The 15,145-nt window shown below is 72.9% G+C and carries 18 protein-coding genes; 6 read left to right on the forward strand and 12 right to left on the reverse strand.

Going from position 1 to position 15,145, the window contains the following annotated elements; all coding sequences use genetic code 11:
• Positions 1–48: 48 nt before the first annotated feature.
• From QMF80_RS04310 to QMF80_RS04325, 4 genes are all read right to left on the reverse strand, one after another.
• Complete coding sequence (locus QMF80_RS04310) at positions 49–1,251, reverse strand: serine hydrolase domain-containing protein (RefSeq protein ID WP_283449551.1); 1,203 nt, start codon at positions 1,249–1,251, stop codon at positions 49–51.
• Between the two features lie 155 nt (positions 1,252–1,406).
• The gene (locus QMF80_RS04315) at positions 1,407–1,595 is read right to left on the reverse strand and encodes a DUF6381 family protein (protein WP_283449553.1); all 189 of its coding nucleotides are present in this window, start codon (positions 1,593–1,595) and stop codon (positions 1,407–1,409) included.
• Positions 1,596–1,704: 109 nt separating this feature from the next.
• Entirely contained in the window at positions 1,705–2,238 is a 534-nt protein-coding gene (locus QMF80_RS04320; protein ID WP_283449554.1) for a hypothetical protein, read from the reverse strand.
• Between the two features lie 141 nt (positions 2,239–2,379).
• Positions 2,380–3,066, reverse strand: coding sequence for a TetR/AcrR family transcriptional regulator C-terminal domain-containing protein (locus QMF80_RS04325; protein WP_283449555.1), 687 nt, complete (start codon positions 3,064–3,066; stop codon positions 2,380–2,382).
• 38 nt (positions 3,067–3,104) lie between these two features.
• Between QMF80_RS04325 and QMF80_RS04330 the strand changes: the two genes are divergently transcribed.
• The gene (locus QMF80_RS04330; RefSeq protein ID WP_283449557.1) at positions 3,105–4,535 is read left to right on the forward strand and encodes an FAD-dependent monooxygenase; all 1,431 of its coding nucleotides are present in this window, start codon (positions 3,105–3,107) and stop codon (positions 4,533–4,535) included.
• 48 nt (positions 4,536–4,583) lie between these two features.
• Here QMF80_RS04330 and QMF80_RS04335 read toward each other — a convergent pair whose 3' ends face one another.
• The gene (locus QMF80_RS04335) at positions 4,584–4,979 is read right to left on the reverse strand and encodes a VOC family protein (RefSeq protein WP_283449559.1); all 396 of its coding nucleotides are present in this window, start codon (positions 4,977–4,979) and stop codon (positions 4,584–4,586) included.
• A 108-nt stretch (positions 4,980–5,087) separates the two neighbouring features.
• Between QMF80_RS04335 and QMF80_RS04340 the strand changes: the two genes are divergently transcribed.
• From QMF80_RS04340 to QMF80_RS04350, 3 genes are all read left to right on the forward strand, one after another.
• On the forward strand, positions 5,088–6,068 hold the full coding sequence (locus tag QMF80_RS04340; protein WP_502962760.1) for an ABC transporter ATP-binding protein: 981 nt from the start codon (positions 5,088–5,090) through the stop codon (positions 6,066–6,068).
• Positions 6,065–7,063 (forward strand): ABC transporter permease, encoded by a 999-nt coding sequence (locus QMF80_RS04345; RefSeq protein WP_283449560.1) that lies wholly within the window; start codon positions 6,065–6,067, stop codon positions 7,061–7,063. Before QMF80_RS04340 ends, QMF80_RS04345 begins: the two co-directional genes overlap by 4 nt.
• 66 nt (positions 7,064–7,129) lie before the next feature.
• Positions 7,130–7,531, forward strand: a complete 402-nt coding sequence (locus QMF80_RS04350) for a GntR family transcriptional regulator (RefSeq protein ID WP_283449562.1) — start codon at positions 7,130–7,132, stop codon at positions 7,529–7,531.
• 197 nt (positions 7,532–7,728) lie between these two features.
• On the opposite strand, the gene QMF80_RS04355 is transcribed toward QMF80_RS04350, so the two are convergent.
• The 4 genes from QMF80_RS04355 to QMF80_RS04370 form a co-directional block, all read right to left on the reverse strand.
• Positions 7,729–8,232 carry a hypothetical protein gene (locus QMF80_RS04355; RefSeq protein ID WP_283449564.1) on the reverse strand — a complete coding sequence of 168 codons (504 nt, stop codon included), beginning with the start codon at positions 8,230–8,232 and terminating at the stop codon, positions 7,729–7,731.
• A 137-nt stretch (positions 8,233–8,369) separates the two neighbouring features.
• Entirely contained in the window at positions 8,370–9,395 is a 1,026-nt protein-coding gene (locus QMF80_RS04360; RefSeq protein WP_283449567.1) for an NAD(P)-dependent alcohol dehydrogenase, read from the reverse strand.
• Entirely contained in the window at positions 9,392–9,649 is a 258-nt protein-coding gene (locus QMF80_RS04365; protein WP_283449570.1) for a helix-turn-helix transcriptional regulator, read from the reverse strand. The genes QMF80_RS04360 and QMF80_RS04365 overlap by 4 nt, the downstream gene beginning before the upstream one ends.
• Positions 9,643–10,071, reverse strand: a complete 429-nt coding sequence (locus tag QMF80_RS04370; RefSeq protein ID WP_283449571.1) for a hypothetical protein — start codon at positions 10,069–10,071, stop codon at positions 9,643–9,645. Before QMF80_RS04370 ends, QMF80_RS04365 begins: the two co-directional genes overlap by 7 nt.
• 242 nt (positions 10,072–10,313) lie before the next feature.
• Between QMF80_RS04370 and QMF80_RS04375 the strand changes: the two genes are divergently transcribed.
• On the forward strand, positions 10,314–11,417 hold the full coding sequence (locus QMF80_RS04375) for an alpha/beta hydrolase (RefSeq protein ID WP_502962761.1): 1,104 nt from the start codon (positions 10,314–10,316) through the stop codon (positions 11,415–11,417).
• Between the two features lie 254 nt (positions 11,418–11,671).
• Here QMF80_RS04375 and QMF80_RS04380 read toward each other — a convergent pair whose 3' ends face one another.
• Positions 11,672–12,706: an AI-2E family transporter gene (locus tag QMF80_RS04380; protein WP_283449574.1), complete on the reverse strand. Its 1,035-nt coding sequence runs from the start codon at positions 12,704–12,706 to the stop codon at positions 11,672–11,674.
• Positions 12,707–13,032: 326 nt separating this feature from the next.
• Between QMF80_RS04380 and QMF80_RS04385 the strand changes: the two genes are divergently transcribed.
• Positions 13,033–13,995, forward strand: a complete 963-nt coding sequence (locus tag QMF80_RS04385) for a tellurite resistance/C4-dicarboxylate transporter family protein (protein WP_283449577.1) — start codon at positions 13,033–13,035, stop codon at positions 13,993–13,995.
• 84 nt (positions 13,996–14,079) lie between these two features.
• On the opposite strand, the gene QMF80_RS04390 is transcribed toward QMF80_RS04385, so the two are convergent.
• Both QMF80_RS04390 and QMF80_RS04395 read right to left on the reverse strand, forming a co-directional pair.
• Positions 14,080–14,406 carry an SHOCT domain-containing protein gene (locus tag QMF80_RS04390; protein WP_283449579.1) on the reverse strand — a complete coding sequence of 109 codons (327 nt, stop codon included), beginning with the start codon at positions 14,404–14,406 and terminating at the stop codon, positions 14,080–14,082.
• A gap of 126 nt (positions 14,407–14,532) precedes the next feature.
• Positions 14,533–15,145, reverse strand: a 613-nt coding sequence (locus tag QMF80_RS04395) for a LuxR C-terminal-related transcriptional regulator (protein ID WP_502962762.1), incomplete at its 5' end; no start/stop codon positions are given.

A 15,145-nucleotide genomic window follows, 5' to 3' on the forward strand; every position in this document is an offset into this window, starting at 1 on the left:
GAATGATCGGTACTGTTCACAGGCCCGCACCGCTGCCGCAGCACGCGTTCAGCCGCCCGCCGCGTACCGCCAGAAGGCACGCATCAGCGGGGGCGGCGTCGGCCCGGTCAGCTCCCGCTGGGTCAGCAGGATCGCGACGGCCCCGGTGGAGGGGACCAGGTGCGCGGCCGTACCGGTGCCGCCGACCCATCCGTAGCGCCCCGGCACGTTCCACGGGTCGCGGGGCTCCACGTCGACGGATCCGCCGAAGCCCCAGCCCTGGCCCTCCAGGAACAGTTCGCCCCCGGCGCGCTGGGCCGGGGTCAGGCAGTCGGTGGTCATGAGCCGCACCGACTCGGCCGAGAGCAGCCGCTCCCGGGGCCCGCCGACGGACCCGTCGGCCGACCCGTCCGCGAGCATCATCCGGGCGAAGGCGTACCAGTCGTCCACGGTCGAGACCAGGCCGCCCGCGGCGGAGGGGAACGCCGGTTCGGTGCTCCATTGCCCGTCCGGCGCGTCGACCAGCTCCAGGCCGTTCCCGCTCTCGCCGGTCACGGGCCGGTAGGACGAGGTGAACCGGTCCAGGTCGGCGGCCGGCACCGCGAATCCGGTGTCCTTCATCCCGAGCGGCCCGAAGATCCGCTCGGCCAGGAACGCGCCCAGGGGCTGTCCCGCCGCGCGGGCGATCAGCACGCCCAGGATGTCGGAACAGGTGTTGTACAGCCAGGCCTCGCCGGGCTGGTGCAGCAGCGGGATCCCTGCCAGCGTCTTCATCCAGGCGTCCGGCGCCGCGACCCGCTGCGGTTGGGGCGGCCCCTGGAGCAGCTCCCCGAACAGGGGGACCAGCGCGGGCAGCGAGAAGTCGGCGGGGAAGCCGTATCCGGCGCGGAAGGTCAGCAGGTCGGCCACGGTGATGGGCCGGAGCGCCGGGACCACGTCGTCGACGGTGCTCGTGGGCGTACGGACGACCACCGGATCCGCCAGCTCGGGCAGCCAGCGCGTGACCGGGTCCTCCAGCGTGAACCGGCCGTCCTGGACCAGCAGCATCGTGGCCGCCGCGGTCACCGGCTTGGTCAGCGAGGCGATCCGGAAGATCGTGTCCCTGGCCATCGGGGCGGACCCCCCGGTGCCGGCGCGACCGACAGTCACCACCTCGACCCGGTCGCCGGGGTCCCCGAGTTCGGCCCGCTCGCCGTGGTCCACCAAGGCCACCGCCCCCGGCAGTGACCCGTCGTTAACGTGCGGTTCGAGGATCTCGCGCAGGCTGGTCATGACTCCACACTCCATGGTCGCCGCGGTCGGGGCGCCCCCCCCCCGGCGGTCGGCCCTCTTCACCGTCATGACTCCCGTGAGCGCGCGAAATCATCGGCGACCGGAACGGCGCGTCGGCGGGCTGGGATCGGCCTTCACCGGCCGCCGCGCGTGCGCTACCGCATGTCCATGCCCGGATCGTCGATCCGGCTCTCCTGGTCGCTCTGCTCCTGGAGGCGGCGGGCCTTGTCCTGGAGCCGCTTGCGGTCCTGCGGATCGGCGGCCCGTTCGGCGGCCTCCTTCAGTTCCTGCGCCTTGGCACGCATCTGCCCGGCCCGGCCGCCGGGCTCGCCTGCAACGCTCATGATCGCTCCTTGGATCGCTGGGAGAGAGCGGGCGCCATCAGCGAACCAGCCGCGACGCGCCCGCGCATCCCGAAGCCTCACCCGGAGTGACGACGACGGCCGACCGGTCTCACACGAGGGCGAGGGAGGCGCTCGTCCGACGCCGGTAGTAGGCGAGGGCCGACACCGTCAGCAGCGGAGCCCACGCCAGCAGCGGGACGTAGCACAGCACGAGCAGCCCCTGCTGGGCCGGTGTGTCCGTGATGGAGCCCGCAGCCAGGTCCGCGACCTGGATGTATCCGACCCAGCCGCACAGGGCGAAGAGCGCGGCCGCGCCCAGCGGCGCCGGGACCACCGCCGCGAGCGGCCGTACCCGGCGGCCGCCGAGCGCGGGGATCCAGCGCGGCACGATCTCGCCCCACGGTCGGACCAGGCCCAGCGTCAGCAGTGCGAGGGCTTCGGACACCACGGTCAGCGAGAGGACGTAGAGCGTCTCGCCCACGGTCCTGACCGGTTCCGTGGCCACCGGAAGCCCGGCGACCAGGGCGATCCGCCACAGCCCCGACGGCAGGGTGACCAGAGGCGCGGCGTGGGCTATGAGAGTTGCCCAGCGGGGCACCTCGGGCAGTGCGTCGATCCTCAGCATCCTCAGTATCTTCGGCATGCCGCCCATGCTCGCCGCGGCAGCGCCGCGTCCGCGTCCGTCGGCGGGCTCTGTCGCTTCCCCCGTACGGGGGAGACGGGCGCGCGATCCCTCAGTGTCGACTTCGCGCCGTACGTCCTCGGCGGGCCGGTCGTCGGCGGCCTACCGGCGCTGTTTCGCGGGCGGCGGCAAGGTTGTGGCGATGCCCGCGAGGACCGCCGTCAGGCCCGCTTCGAAGCCGGAATCCTGGTCGCGGAACATCTCCGGACCCGCCTCGGCCGTCAGGGGGTAGTCCGCGAGGCGGGCGGCGCGGGCCTCCAGGTCATAGACCTCGCCGTCCGAGCCGGGCAGCGGCCCCATGGACTGCTCCTCGATGACGTACCCGATGGTGTAGCTGTAGGCGGTGAACCAGGCGCGGGCGGCGCCGGCCGCGGTGAAGCCGCCGGCGACCAGGGACCGCAGGTGGGCCTCCATGGGCGCGGCGTAGCTCATGTCCGTGAAGTGGGTACCGCTGTAGACCTTCGCGCCGTCCCGGTAACGCAGCAGGTGGTCGCGGAGCCCGCGCATCGCGACCTCCAGCGCCTCGCGCCAGTCGCGGGACGGGCTTAGGGCCGCGTCCAGTTCCGCCGTCATCCGGCGGAGCATCTCGGTGGCCATCTCGTCGAGCAGGGCCCGCTTGTCCTTGAAGTGCCAGTACAGGGCGGGTGCCTTGACGTCCAGCTCCTTGGCGATGGCCCGCAGGGTCAGTCCCTCGAGGCCCACTTCGCCGAGCAGGCGCAGAGCGGTGTCCGCCACCGTCGCGCGGTCGAGCCGGGGCCGTGCGGGTTTCACTTCTCGTTCTGTCGCCACCTTGACAACTTAACAGCGTTAAGCCCATCCTCGTAGCCATGACCCAACTTAACGTTGTTAAGGAAGCGGGGGTGCCCGATGTCCTCGTCGTCGGCGCCGGCCCCGCCGGACTGGCCCTCGCGCTCGATCTCACCCGCCGCGGCGTCGAAGCCCTGGTCGTCGAGCGGGCCGACACCCTCTCCCCGGGCTCGCGCGGCAAGGGGCTCCAGCCGCGGACGCTGGAGGTCCTCGACGACTTCGGCGTGGTGGACGCGGTGCTGGCGGGCAGTGCCACCGCCCCCATCGGGCAGATCTGGCAGGACGGCCGGCCCGTGGGTGAACGCGACATGCTCGGGGACAGCGGTGTCGGCGGGCCCACCGGCACCGAGCCCCATCCGCGCGCCCGCCTGCTCCCCCAGTGGCGGACCCAGGAGCTCCTGTTCGAGCGCCTCACCGCGCTCGGCGGCCGGGTCGCCTTCGGCGCCGCGCTGACCGGGCTCGACCAGGACGCCGACGGGGTGAGCGCGTACTTCGCCGACGGCAGCGCCCTGCGCGCCGCCTACCTGGTCGCCGCCGACGGTGGCCGGTCCACCGTGCGCGCGGCCCTGGGCGTCGGCATGACCGGCGAGACCGTGGACCCCGCTCAGGGGGTCGTCGCCGACGTCCGGCTGCGCCCCGGAGCCCTGGACCGCGACCACTGGCACCTCTTCCCGGGCGCGGACGGCGGTTTCGCCGCGCTCTGCCCGCTGCCCGGCACCGAGGACTACCAGCTCGTCGCCCGCACCGGTGAGCTGGACATCCCCGCCGTCATCGCCGCCCTCACCCACCTGAGCGCCCAGGACGTCACCGAGGTCCGGTGGGCCTCCGACTTCCGCCCGCGCGCGGCGATGGCCGACCGCTTCCGTGCCGGACGGGTGTTCCTCGCGGGCGACGCCGCCCACGTGCACTCCCCGGCGGGCGGCCAGGGCCTCAACACCAGCGTCCAGGACGCGTACAACCTCGGCTGGAAGCTCGGCCAGGTCCTGCGCCACGGCGCGGACCCGGCACTCCTGGACACCTACGAGGAGGAGCGGCAGCCCGTCGCCGCGCAGGTGCTGGGTCTGTCCACCCGGATCCACCGCGGCCAGGAGCAGCGCGGCGCGGCCACCCGCCAGCTCGGCCTGGGCTACCGGGGCGGCCCGCTCTCCGAGGGTGCGGCGGGCGCCCTGGAGGCGGGCGACCGCGCCCCCGACGGCCCGCTACCGGACGGCCGTAGGCTCTTCGACCTGTTCCGGGGGCCGCACTTCACCCTGCTCGCCGTCGGCAGTGATGCCGAACTGCCTCCGGTGGACGGCGAGTTCGCCCACGTCCACCGGCTGCCCGCGTACGAGCCGTACGGCAAGGGGATCTTCCTGATCCGGCCCGACGGGTACGTCGGCTGGGCGGGGGAGGACGTGACCGGCCTGGCCCGCTACCTCGCCCGCTTCGGCGGGACCACCGGTGGCGTGTAGGAGCGGCGCGGCGGCGCAACGCGACCCGGCGGGACCGGGGGATCGCGCTCAGGCCGAGGAGAGGGCGAGCCATTCCTGGAGCTCGATCAGGTTCCCCTCGGGATCCGCTGCGTACGCCACCCGCAGCCGGTCGCCCAGGGGGGCCGGGCCGTGCAGGAACGCGGCCCCGCGTGAGGCGAGGTCGGCGCACGCGGCGTCCAGATCGTCCACGCGCAGCGCTATCAGCGCCCGGTGTCCTGCGGGCGCGGCGGCCAGCGGGGCGAGCACTCCGGCCATCTGCGCCCGGTCGTGGAGGGCTATCGCGGCGCTGCCGCCGTCGGGCGAGAGCTTGGCGTAGGGCCCCTGCTCGCTGTCGAACTGCGGCTTGAGGCCGATCACGTCCCGGTAGAAGCGGTAGCAGGCGGGGAAGTCCGTGACCAGCAGGCGGACTTGAGTGAGTTCCATGGCAGGGCAGCCTAGGCGCTGCGACCGGTCGGGCACGCGCCGGGCGACGGGGCCGGTTGACAGGGGAGGGGTGTCGCTCCATGATTCCACTAGTCAAGTAGTGGAATCATGGAAAGGGGGGGCGGCGTGCGGAACGTGACCACTTCCGGCACCGTGGAGGGCTCCGCGGACGTCCGATGGGCCGTGGAAGCGAGCGGCCTGGGCAGGAAGTACCGCCGGAAATGGGCGCTGCGGGACTGCACCTTCCGGATCCCGGCCGGGCGCGTCTGCGCCCTGGTGGGACCCAACGGCGCGGGCAAGAGCACCCTGCTGAGCCTCGCGGCGCGGCTGGACCGCCCGACGGAGGGCGAGCTGACGATGTTCGGCGTCCCGGCCGGTTCCCCGGCGGGGATGTCCCGGTGGTCCTACCTCGCGCAGGACAAGCCGCTGTTCAAGCGGCTCACGGTCGCGGAGCACCTGCGGATGGGCCGGGAACTGAACCCCGGCTGGGACGGGGCGGTCGCCGAGAGGATCGTACGGGCGGGCCGGATCGCGACGGACGCCCCCGTCGGGGAGCTGTCGGGCGGCCAGCGGACCCGGGTGGCCTTCGCGCTCGCCTTCGGCAAGCGGCCCCAACTCCTGCTGCTGGACGAGCCGATGGCCGATCTCGACCCGGTCGCCCGGGACGAGATGAGCGCACTGCTGATGTCCGAGGCGGCCGAGCACGGCACCACCGTCCTGATGGCCTCCCACGCGCTCGCCGAGCTGGAGCACATGTGTGACTACCTGCTCGTGCTGGCCGACGGCCGGGTCCGCATGGCCGGGGGCGCCGACGAGCTGGTGGCCATGCACTCCTTGGTGACCGGACTGACGGTGGACGGGGCGCTGCCCGCCGCGCTGAACTCCCAGGTCGTGATCGAAGTACGCACCGCAGGACGGCAGTTCACCGCCATGGTGCTCCGACAGGGCGCGCTGGACGGTGGCTGGCAGCTCGCGGAACCCGGGATGGAAGAGGTCCTGCTCGCCTACCTCCGGTCGCCGGACGCGCCCGCCCTGCTGTCGCCCACCGCGGTGCCCGCCCCCGCTCACGGAGAGGAGCGCGCGGTATGAGCGCTCTCACGCACGTCCCCGGCCACCTTCCCGACGACCAGGAGCCGGGCCCCGCCCGGACCCGGTGGCGGCTGCGCGGACTGACCTGGATGCTGGCCCGCCAGCACCGTACGGTCCTGATCGTGTGCGCCGCGACGACGGTGCTCGGCGCCGCCGCGATCATCTACGGGCGCGGCTCGATGCTCGACTCCCTGCACGCCGCGGGGTGGCCCGGCAAGCCCGCCGACGCGGTCAACTCCACCCTGTACTCGCGGATCGGCAACTCCCTCGACACCTACGGCAGCAACCTGTCCTTCCTGCCCACGCTGTTCGGCGTGTTCCTCGGCGCCCCGCTGATCGCGGCCGACCACGAACAGGGCACCGCGCGGCTGCTCACCACCCAATCGGTGCCGCGGGAACGCTGGGCGCTGGCGAAGGTGGCGTTCGCGCTGTCCCTGGCGGCGGTCACCGCGGGCACGCTGGGCGCGCTGTTCACCTGGTGGTGGCGCTCGTTCGCCTCCTTCGCCGCGGGCGACTGGGTCCAGGGATCGGCCTTCGTCGCCACCGGCCCGGTGCTGGTCGCGGCCACCCTGTTCAGCACGGCGGTGGGCTTCACCGTCGGCGCGGCCGTCCGCCGCCTGGTGCCCGCGATGGCGGTCACCTTCGTGCTCTCCTCCATCGCCCAGGTGGTGGCGGCGGAGTTCCGGGACCGGCTCGCCACCCCGCACCGGATCGGGTACCCCTTCGGAGGCGAGTTCCCCCACATCGACCGGATGGTCCAGACGGACCAGTGGATCGGCACGGCCTCGGGCAAGCTCTACGGGTACGGCACCTGCGTGCACGACGCGGACCCGGAGGCTTGCCGGGCCGACCTGGGCATCGTCAACTCCGTCGTGGAGTATTTCAGTTACGACCAGATGGCTGGTATGCAGTGGATCGAGGCCGGGGTGTTCCTGGCCCTGGCCGCGGCCTTGACCGGCCTGGCCCTGTGGTGGGTCCGGCGCTCCCCGATGTAGGACCCGGCGGACCCATGGATCCGGCACCACCCCACACGAAGAACGAGAAGCAAGGAGGCGGGTTCAGTGGTCGTATTCCGTATCGAGCGCCGTCGGGGCCTGCCCGCCTACCTCCAGATCGTGCAGCAGGTGGAGCAGGCGCTGCGCATGGGGGCTCTGGCCGAGGGGGACAAGCTGCCGACGGCGGCGCAGGTCGCCGCCAGCACCAAGGTCAACCCCAACACCACGCTCAAGGCCTACCGGGAGCTGGAACGTTCCGGGCTGGTCGAAGTGCGTCAGGGTGCGGGGACCTTCATCATCCGCACCCTGGTCACCGCCCAGACCGGCCCGGACTCCCCGATGCGGGCGCGCCTCGGCGACTGGATGCGCGAGGCCCGGGAGCAGGGGCTGGCCGTCGACGACGTGACCAGCCTGTTCGAGACCTTGCTGGCCGAGACGTTCACGGACGCGCCCGCTCAGAAGGCGTAGCAGCCGGACGACCGCAGACCGACGTCCCGCAGCCGGGCGACCGCCGACCGACGTCCCGCCGACCCGCGTCCGCCGGGCGGTGGCGGCCTTCCGGGGTGCCGGCCGGTCCTCGGCGGTGACCCTCCGTGGGGGGGGGGCCCCCCCCCCGGGGCGGGGCGGCCCCCTCACCGGGGCCGCGGCGCACGTCGGGCTGGTGGTCAGTGGAACAGTACGGAGGCGCCGCCCGCCGCCGTGGTGACCGAGCCGGGACAGAGGAAGCTTCCCGACACCTTCGTCGCGGTGAATGCCTGGTTCACGTACTTGCGTGTGGAACCGTCGCGGTTCCATACGATGTCGGTGGCCTTGAAGCGGCAGGAGACGAAGCTCTGCTTGCCGGTGATGTCGATCGCGTCCGTCTTCGCGAGACCGTTCGCGTCGTCGAAGCTGAAGGCGGGGTTGTTGTTGAGGCCGGCGGTGATGCCGCCGCCGCACGACAGGTTGCCGCCGGGCGTGTTGACGGTGGTGCGGTCGACGGTCAGCGCGCTCGGCGCGTTGGCGCTGGTGTGCGCGTTGGTCCAGGTGCAGGTGTTGCCGGATACCACGATGACGCCGTCGGCCCGCTGATCGGCGGTGGGGCCGAGGGCGAGGGCCGCCGACGATCCGGCGAGGACCATCGAGGCCGCCAGGGCGGTCAGGCCCGTCCATTTGGTGATGCTGCTCATCATGCGCTCCTCATTGCCATGTCCTTGTGGGGGTGGACTGACGTGCTGGGGAAGGTCCCACAGGGACCTTGAAATGTCAGGCCCATGCCAAAAGAATGGCTGGATGGCCGAATGCCCCCCACCGGCCGCCGCGCGGGTCAGACGCTGAGGACGGACTTCCCGCGCACCCGGCGCCGCGCCAGGCTCCGCACCGCCTCGGCCGCTTCGGCCAGGGGATACGTCCGGTCCAGGGCCGGGGTCAGCTTCCCGGCCTCGATGAATTCGGCGAGGACCAGCAGGTCCTCGTACCGCTCGGCCGTCGCCATCGGCCGCACCCGGCGTCGGCCGAGGAAGGGCGACAGCAGCGCGGCCCCCAGCACCCGGCCCATCCCGCCCGCCCACCGGCTCCCGTGCTCGTTGCCCACGAGGACCAGGGTCCCGCCCGGGGCGAGGGTCCGCCGCAGCCGTGACACGGGACGGCCGCCCGCGATGTCGAGGACGAGGTCGAAGCCGCCCCCGCCCCGCGTGGGGCCGACATCCGCGGGGCCGCCATCCGTGAGACCTCCGACGTCCGTGACGTCCGTGCGCGTGTAGTCCACGACGTGGTCCGCGCCGAGCGAACGGACCAGGTCGGCCTTCTCGCTCCCGCACACCCCGGTCACCTCCGCGCCGTAGGCCTTGGCCAGCTGGACGGCGTACGATCCGACGCCGCCCGAGGCGCCGATGACCAACACGCGCTGTCCCGCGTGCAGTTGGCCGAGGTCGCGCAGTGCCTGAAGCGCGGTGAGCCCCGACACCGGGACGGCGGCGGCCTGCTCGAAGCTCAGCGAGGGCGGCTTCGGGGCGAGTTTGCCCTGCGGTGCGCACGCGTACTCGGCGTAGGCGCCCCGGCCCATGCCGAACACCTCGTCGCCGGGCCGCAGTCGGGTGACGTGCGCCCCGACCGCCTCGACCGTACCCGCGAGGTCCATGCCCGGGACGCGCCGCTTGGGCCGGCGCAGTCCGTAGCCCAGGAGCCGGATCAGGTAGGGCGTCCCCGTCATCAGGTGCCAGACCCCGGCGTCCATCCCGGCGGCGCGCACCCGGACCAGGACCTCGTCGTCCCCGGGGACGGGCCGTTCGGCCGAGTCGGTGAACCGCCAGGTGTCGGCCGTTCCGTACGCGTCCTGGACGATCGCCCTCATGATGTCCCGCTCCCGGTCTCGTGGTCGTCGTCGGGCGCGTCGTCCGGGTACTGGAAGACCTCGTCGAGCGGGGCCCTGAACACGCGGGCGATCTGGAACGCCATCTGGAGGGAGGGGGAGTAGCGCCCCTTCTCGATGGCGATGACGGTCTGGCGGGTCACGCCGATCCGGTCCGCCAGTTCCGCCTGGGTCATCTCCCCGTGGGCGAAGCGCAGCGCGCGGATGGTGTTGGTGACCTCCGTGGGCTTCACCATGCCTGGAACCCCCACCGGTAGGCGGCGATCCGGGCCGTGGAGCCCAGGACCGCCGACAGGACGAAGGCCAGGTAGACCGCGTTGGCGATCCAGAAGCTGTCGAGTCGCGCCATCGCCATGACCAGGGCCGCGACCCCGCCGATGACGATGAACGACTGCCCGATGTGCTCGCCGAACCGGCTGATCTCCCGGTCGCGCTGATCCGTCCTGCGGCCGCCCCGCGGCGAGCCGATCCCCACCGCGATGTTGACCAGGACGGTCGCGCCGATCGAACCGCCGATCGCCCAGAGCATCAGCGGTACGTACGCCACCGCCGCCGGCGAGCCGTCCCCCGCCCGGCCCAGGACCAGGGAGAGGTAGACGGTGTACGCCGCGACGGAGACCAGCCCCATGGTCCACGCGCGTTTCTCTTCGAACGACATCGCGCCCTCCGCTTCATGTAAAGCATCTTTGACACTGCTGAAGGTAAGCAGTACTTGACCTCATGTCAATGATTCTTTACTCGATGGGGCGGGTGGCGGCATCCGTGTCACCTCTGACGGAGTGAAGTGGGCTGTGGTGGAACGGATCGTCCGCCGCGACTGTCTACCCTGACGCGCACCTGACGTGGTGTGCCCGGTCTCAGGGGGCCGGGCCGGAAATTCGCAGAGAGCAGTCCTGTTCCGTGAGTCTGATGAGTAATGCGGTCCTCGTACTCGCCGTGCTGGGCGTGGTGTCGGTGTTCGCGGCGGCCGTGTGGTTGTGGCCGCGGCTGGCTCGACGGGGCTGGCGCCCGGTGCTCGGCCGGGTGGGGCTGATCCTCACCGCGCAGGTGCTGGTACTGGCCACGATCGGACTCGTGGCGAACCGGACCTTCCTCCTCTACGGATCGTGGAGCGACCTGGCCGCCGGGCAGAAGACGGAGACGCAGAGCGCGGGCCCGGCGGGCGGTTCGGCCGTCAAGGTCCTCGGCCGTCAGAAGCCCGAGGTCCCCGGCGCCGCGGACCCCCGGTCGGCCGGGGTGATCGAGAAGGTCATGGTGCGGGGCGACCGGTCCAAGCAGGGCGGTGAGGCCTATGTGTACCTGCCGCCGGAGTACTTCCAGAAGGGGAACGAGAAAAGGAAGTTCCCCACGACGGTCGTCCTCACCGGATACCCGGGCATGGCCGAGAACCTGGTGCGCAACCTCCGCTATCCGAGGACGGCGTGGACGCTGGCCAAGGAGAAGAAGATGCAGCCCATGATCCTCGTGATGATGCGGCCCACCGTCGTGCCCTTCAACTCCCAGTGCATCGACATCCCCGGCGGCCCTGCCACCGAGACCTTCTTCGGCGCCGACCTGCCCCGGGCGATCTCGACCGCCTACCGGACGGGCAGCGGACCCCGGCAGTGGGCCATCATGGGCGACTCCACCGGCGGCTACTGCGCCTTGAAGATGGGGCTCCAGCACCAGGACACGTACTCGGTGTCGATCGGCCTGTCTGCGGACTACAAGCCGGAGGTGGACCAGCAGTCCGGCGACCTCTTCCACGGGGACAAGAAGCTGGAGAAGCGCTCCGACCTGATGAACAGCCTGGAGAGCCTGCCCAAGGGCAAGTCCTCCTTCCTGGTCACCACCTCCCTCCAGGGGGAGTCGAACCTCAAGCCGACCCGGGAGTTCATCGCGAAGGTGAAGGACCGCGCGAGCGTCTCGTCGATCAGCCTCGACCACGGCGGACACGGCTTCAACACGTGGCGCCGCGAGATCCCGCCCGCCATGGAGTGGCTCGGCGCCCGCCTCGGGAAGTAGGCGCGCGGGGCGGGGCCGCGGTGCGCGAGGAAGACCCCGCGGCCCCGCCGTAGCGGACGGCCGCCGGGGCGTCCTGGGCGTACACGGCGCTCCAGGCCTGCCCGCCGCCGGTGCGCACCGCCTGCCGCACCCCGCGCCTGCCCCCACCGCGCCGCGACCGGAAGATCAGCGATCCCGGAGTCGTCTACGTGAGTCGCGCGGGTGAGCCGCGCAGGTGAGCCGGGTAGGTGAGCCGCGTACGTCAGTCGCGTACGTCAGCCAGGTGGCACCGGGGTGCGAAGCGACTGGCGGACCGACCACAGCACCGACACCAGCGGCACCGCCACCACCGCGCCCACCACCCCCGCGGCGATGGCCCCCGTGACCACGGACAGCGCCACGACCAGCGGATGCAGGCTCACCGCCCAGCTCATCACCAGCGGGTGCAGCAGGTGCCCCTCGATCTGTCCGATGAGCACGATCAGCGCGACCACGATGGCCGCGGTCACCGGCCCCTTCACGGCCAGCGCCACCACGGCCGCCACGGCGAGGGCGACCGGCGAGCCGATCAGCGGGACGAAGGCGGCGAAGAACTCCAGCAGCGCGAGCGGTACCGCCAGCGGCACGCCCAGCAGGAGCAGCGCCACCCCGACAAGGATCGCGTTGGTCGCGGCCACCAGCACGATGCCGTGCGTGTAACCGGTGAAGGTGCGCCACGCGGCCCGGCCCGCCACCGCCATCCGCTGCCGGGGGCCGTCCGGGAACTGACCGCAGAACCAGTGCCACTGCCGGTCGCCCGAGTGGATGAAGAAGACCGAGCAGAACAGCGCCAGGGCGATCACCGTCAGCGCCTCCACCAGCCGCCCGGCCCCCGTCACGGCCGTGTTCAGCAGGGTCGACCGGTGACTGGAGAGGTAGGTGCCGATCTTGGCCTGCGCATCGCTCAGGGCATGGGGATCCAGTTGGAGCGGCGCCCCCGCCAGCCACTGCTGGATCCGATCCAGCCCGTCCCTGAACTCCGAGACGAGGTGGGCCCACTGGCTCGCCACCGTCTCGCCCACGAACGCCAGCGCGCCGAGGACGAGCACGATGGCCCCGATCAGCGCGGTGGCCACCGCGAGCGGGCGCGGCAGCACCCGGGAGAGCAGCGCGACGGGCGGCCGCAGCAGCGCCGTCACGACCAGCCCGAGGAAGACGGCGAGGCCGATCTCGTGGAACCGGCCCAGTACGACGAAGACCACGTAGGTCACGGCGCCCACGGCCAGCAGCCGCCAGGAGTATCCGGCGAGGGTGCGCAGCAGCGGGGACACGGGCGCGGCCTCCTGCCGCCGCACGGACCGCGGCCCCCGGCGCAGCCCGGGCCGCGGCGCCGGACGCGGTGCGAACCGCCTGGGCCCCACTACCTGTTCCGAGCCGAACGGGCCGTCCCTGCCGGGGGCGCCGCCACCCGTGCCCGCCGTCTCTCGGGTGCCGTCCGTGCCCGGGGTGCGCCGACCGGGCCGCCGTCCTGCCGATGATCAGCCATGAGGCCATCAAAGGGCCGGGAGAATCCTTTCGCCTCACAGGCGGGCCCGGCCGTTGCTCCCAATGGCCCCCTACGCTCGCGCGTCACGTGCCCCCGGTGTCCGCTGGAAGGGTGAACCCCGCACCCGGAAGCCGCTGGTGGGCCGCCCTGCCCCCGGCGGCGGGCGCCGCCGTCATGGCGGCGGGCATCATCTCGGTCGGCCTGAGCCTGACCGGGAACGGCGCGCCCTCCCTCGCCGCGCTGGCCGTCGCCGGGGGCCTGTGGCTCGTACTCGCCGCCGACTTCACCGCGCGGTGGTACGGCGACCGCGGGCGCTTCCGGGCGGAGGCCGACACCCCGGCGGCCCTCACGGCCGTCGCCGCCACCACCGTCCTGGGCGCCCGGCTGTCGATGGCGGGCTGGCGGCCCGTCGCCGTCGTCCTCCTCGCCGCGGCCGTACTGCTCTGGCCCTGGCTGATGCACTCGGTCGTCCGGCACTGGCGGCGCGGGTCGCCCGGAGCGGCCTTCCTCGTCTGCGTCGCCACCCAGGGCCTCGCCGTCCTGGCGGCCGTGCTGGCCGCCGACACCCGGAGCGACTGGCTCGCCCGGGCCGCCCTCGTCGCCTTCTGCCTCGGGCTGCTGCTCTACGCCGAGGCCCTGGTCCGGTTCGACTTCCGCGAGGTGCTGCACGGCGCGGGCGACCACTGGGTGGCGGGCGGCGCCCTCGCCATCTGCGCCCTGGCCGGTTCCAAACTCACCGCGTCACCCGTCTGGGCCGGTCCGGTCCACGACGCGCTGCGCGTCGCCACCCTGGCGACGCTCGGTCTCTCGCTCACCTGGTACGCCGTCCTGCTGGCCGCCGAAGCGGCCAGCCCGCGCCCGCGCTACGACATCCGCCGCTGGGCGACGGTGTTCCCGCTCGGCATGACCGCCACGGCCTGCCTCTCGGCGGCCGGTCCGACCGGCGTCGGCCCGCTGCGTCCCCTGGGCGAGGTGCTGCTCTGGATCGCGGTCGCCGCCTGGCTGCTCACCTTCGCCGCCCTGGTGCGCACCCACCCCGGCGCCCCGCGCGGCGGCGGACCCGCGGCGGGCTGACCCGGGCGGCGCGCCCGGCGGCGGGGCGGTGGACAAGGCCGGGGCGCCGGGCCGGGTCCCCACCGGCCCGGTCCGGCGCCGCGGTCACAGGGTCAGATCCCGGTCGCGGCCCGGACCCCCGGCGCCGGGGCCCGTACGGCCGAACTGCTCGTCCAGGACCGACAGTCGGCGCCAGTACGCGTCCTCGTCGATCTCGCCGGAGGCGAACCGGAGCCCGAGGACCGTGATCGGCGAGTGCTCGCCGTACGGGACCCGCCCGCGCGGCGCCGCCCGCGGCCCCCGCCCGCCGCGCCCGCCGCGCCACACCGTACGGCGCAGTACGGTGACGGCGACGAGGGCGACCGCCGCCCAGACCAGCGGGAAGAACAGGATCCACGGGCCGGGCCCGTCGTACGCCAGGGTGTTCGTCATCTCTGCTGCGCTCCTCGGAAGGGTTCGATCGGTCCCTCCGAGCCTCGCCCCGCGAGGGCCGCCGGGTCGTCGTACCCCCGGCGGCAGTGTCCGTACCCCCGGGGGAGTACCGCGGGTCCGCGGGCCTCAGCCGAACCAGCCGGGCCGGACCAGCCCCGACTCGTAGGCCAGTACCACCAGTTGCGCCCGGTCACGGGCGCCGGTCTTCACCATCGCGCGGCTGACGTGCGTCTTCGCTGTCAGCGGACTGACCACCAGACGGCGCGCGATCTCCTCGTTGGACAGCCCCATGCCCACCAGCGCCACCACCTCGCGCTCCGGCTGGGTCAGCCGCCCCAGCTCGTCCGCCACGTCCCCGGCCGCCTCCGGCGCCTTCGAGCGGGCCGCGAACTTCCCGATCAGCCGACGGGTCACCCCGGGGGAGAGCAGCGCGTCACCGGCCTCCACCGCCCGTACCGCGCGCAGCAGTTCCTCCGGCTCGGTGTCCTTGACCAGGAACCCGCAGGCTCCGCCGCGGATCGCCTCGAAGACGTATTCGTCCAGCTCGAAGGTGGTGAGCACGACCACCCTGACCGCGGCCAGCGAGGGATCCCCGCCCCAGCAGTCCGGCTGCAACAAGCGGCTACGAGCCGCGTTCTCGCTGCTGAGCAGCGTGATCCGGATCCTGGCTCGGGACACCTCACTGTGGAACGACGATGTGTGGGTGGTCGACTCCACACCGGTCGGCTGCGGCTGTTCC

Origin of the sequence: Streptomyces sp. G-G2 (genome assembly GCF_030063135.1) — a bacterium.
In the GTDB taxonomy this organism is placed as follows: Bacteria; Actinomycetota; Actinomycetes; order Streptomycetales; family Streptomycetaceae; genus Streptomyces.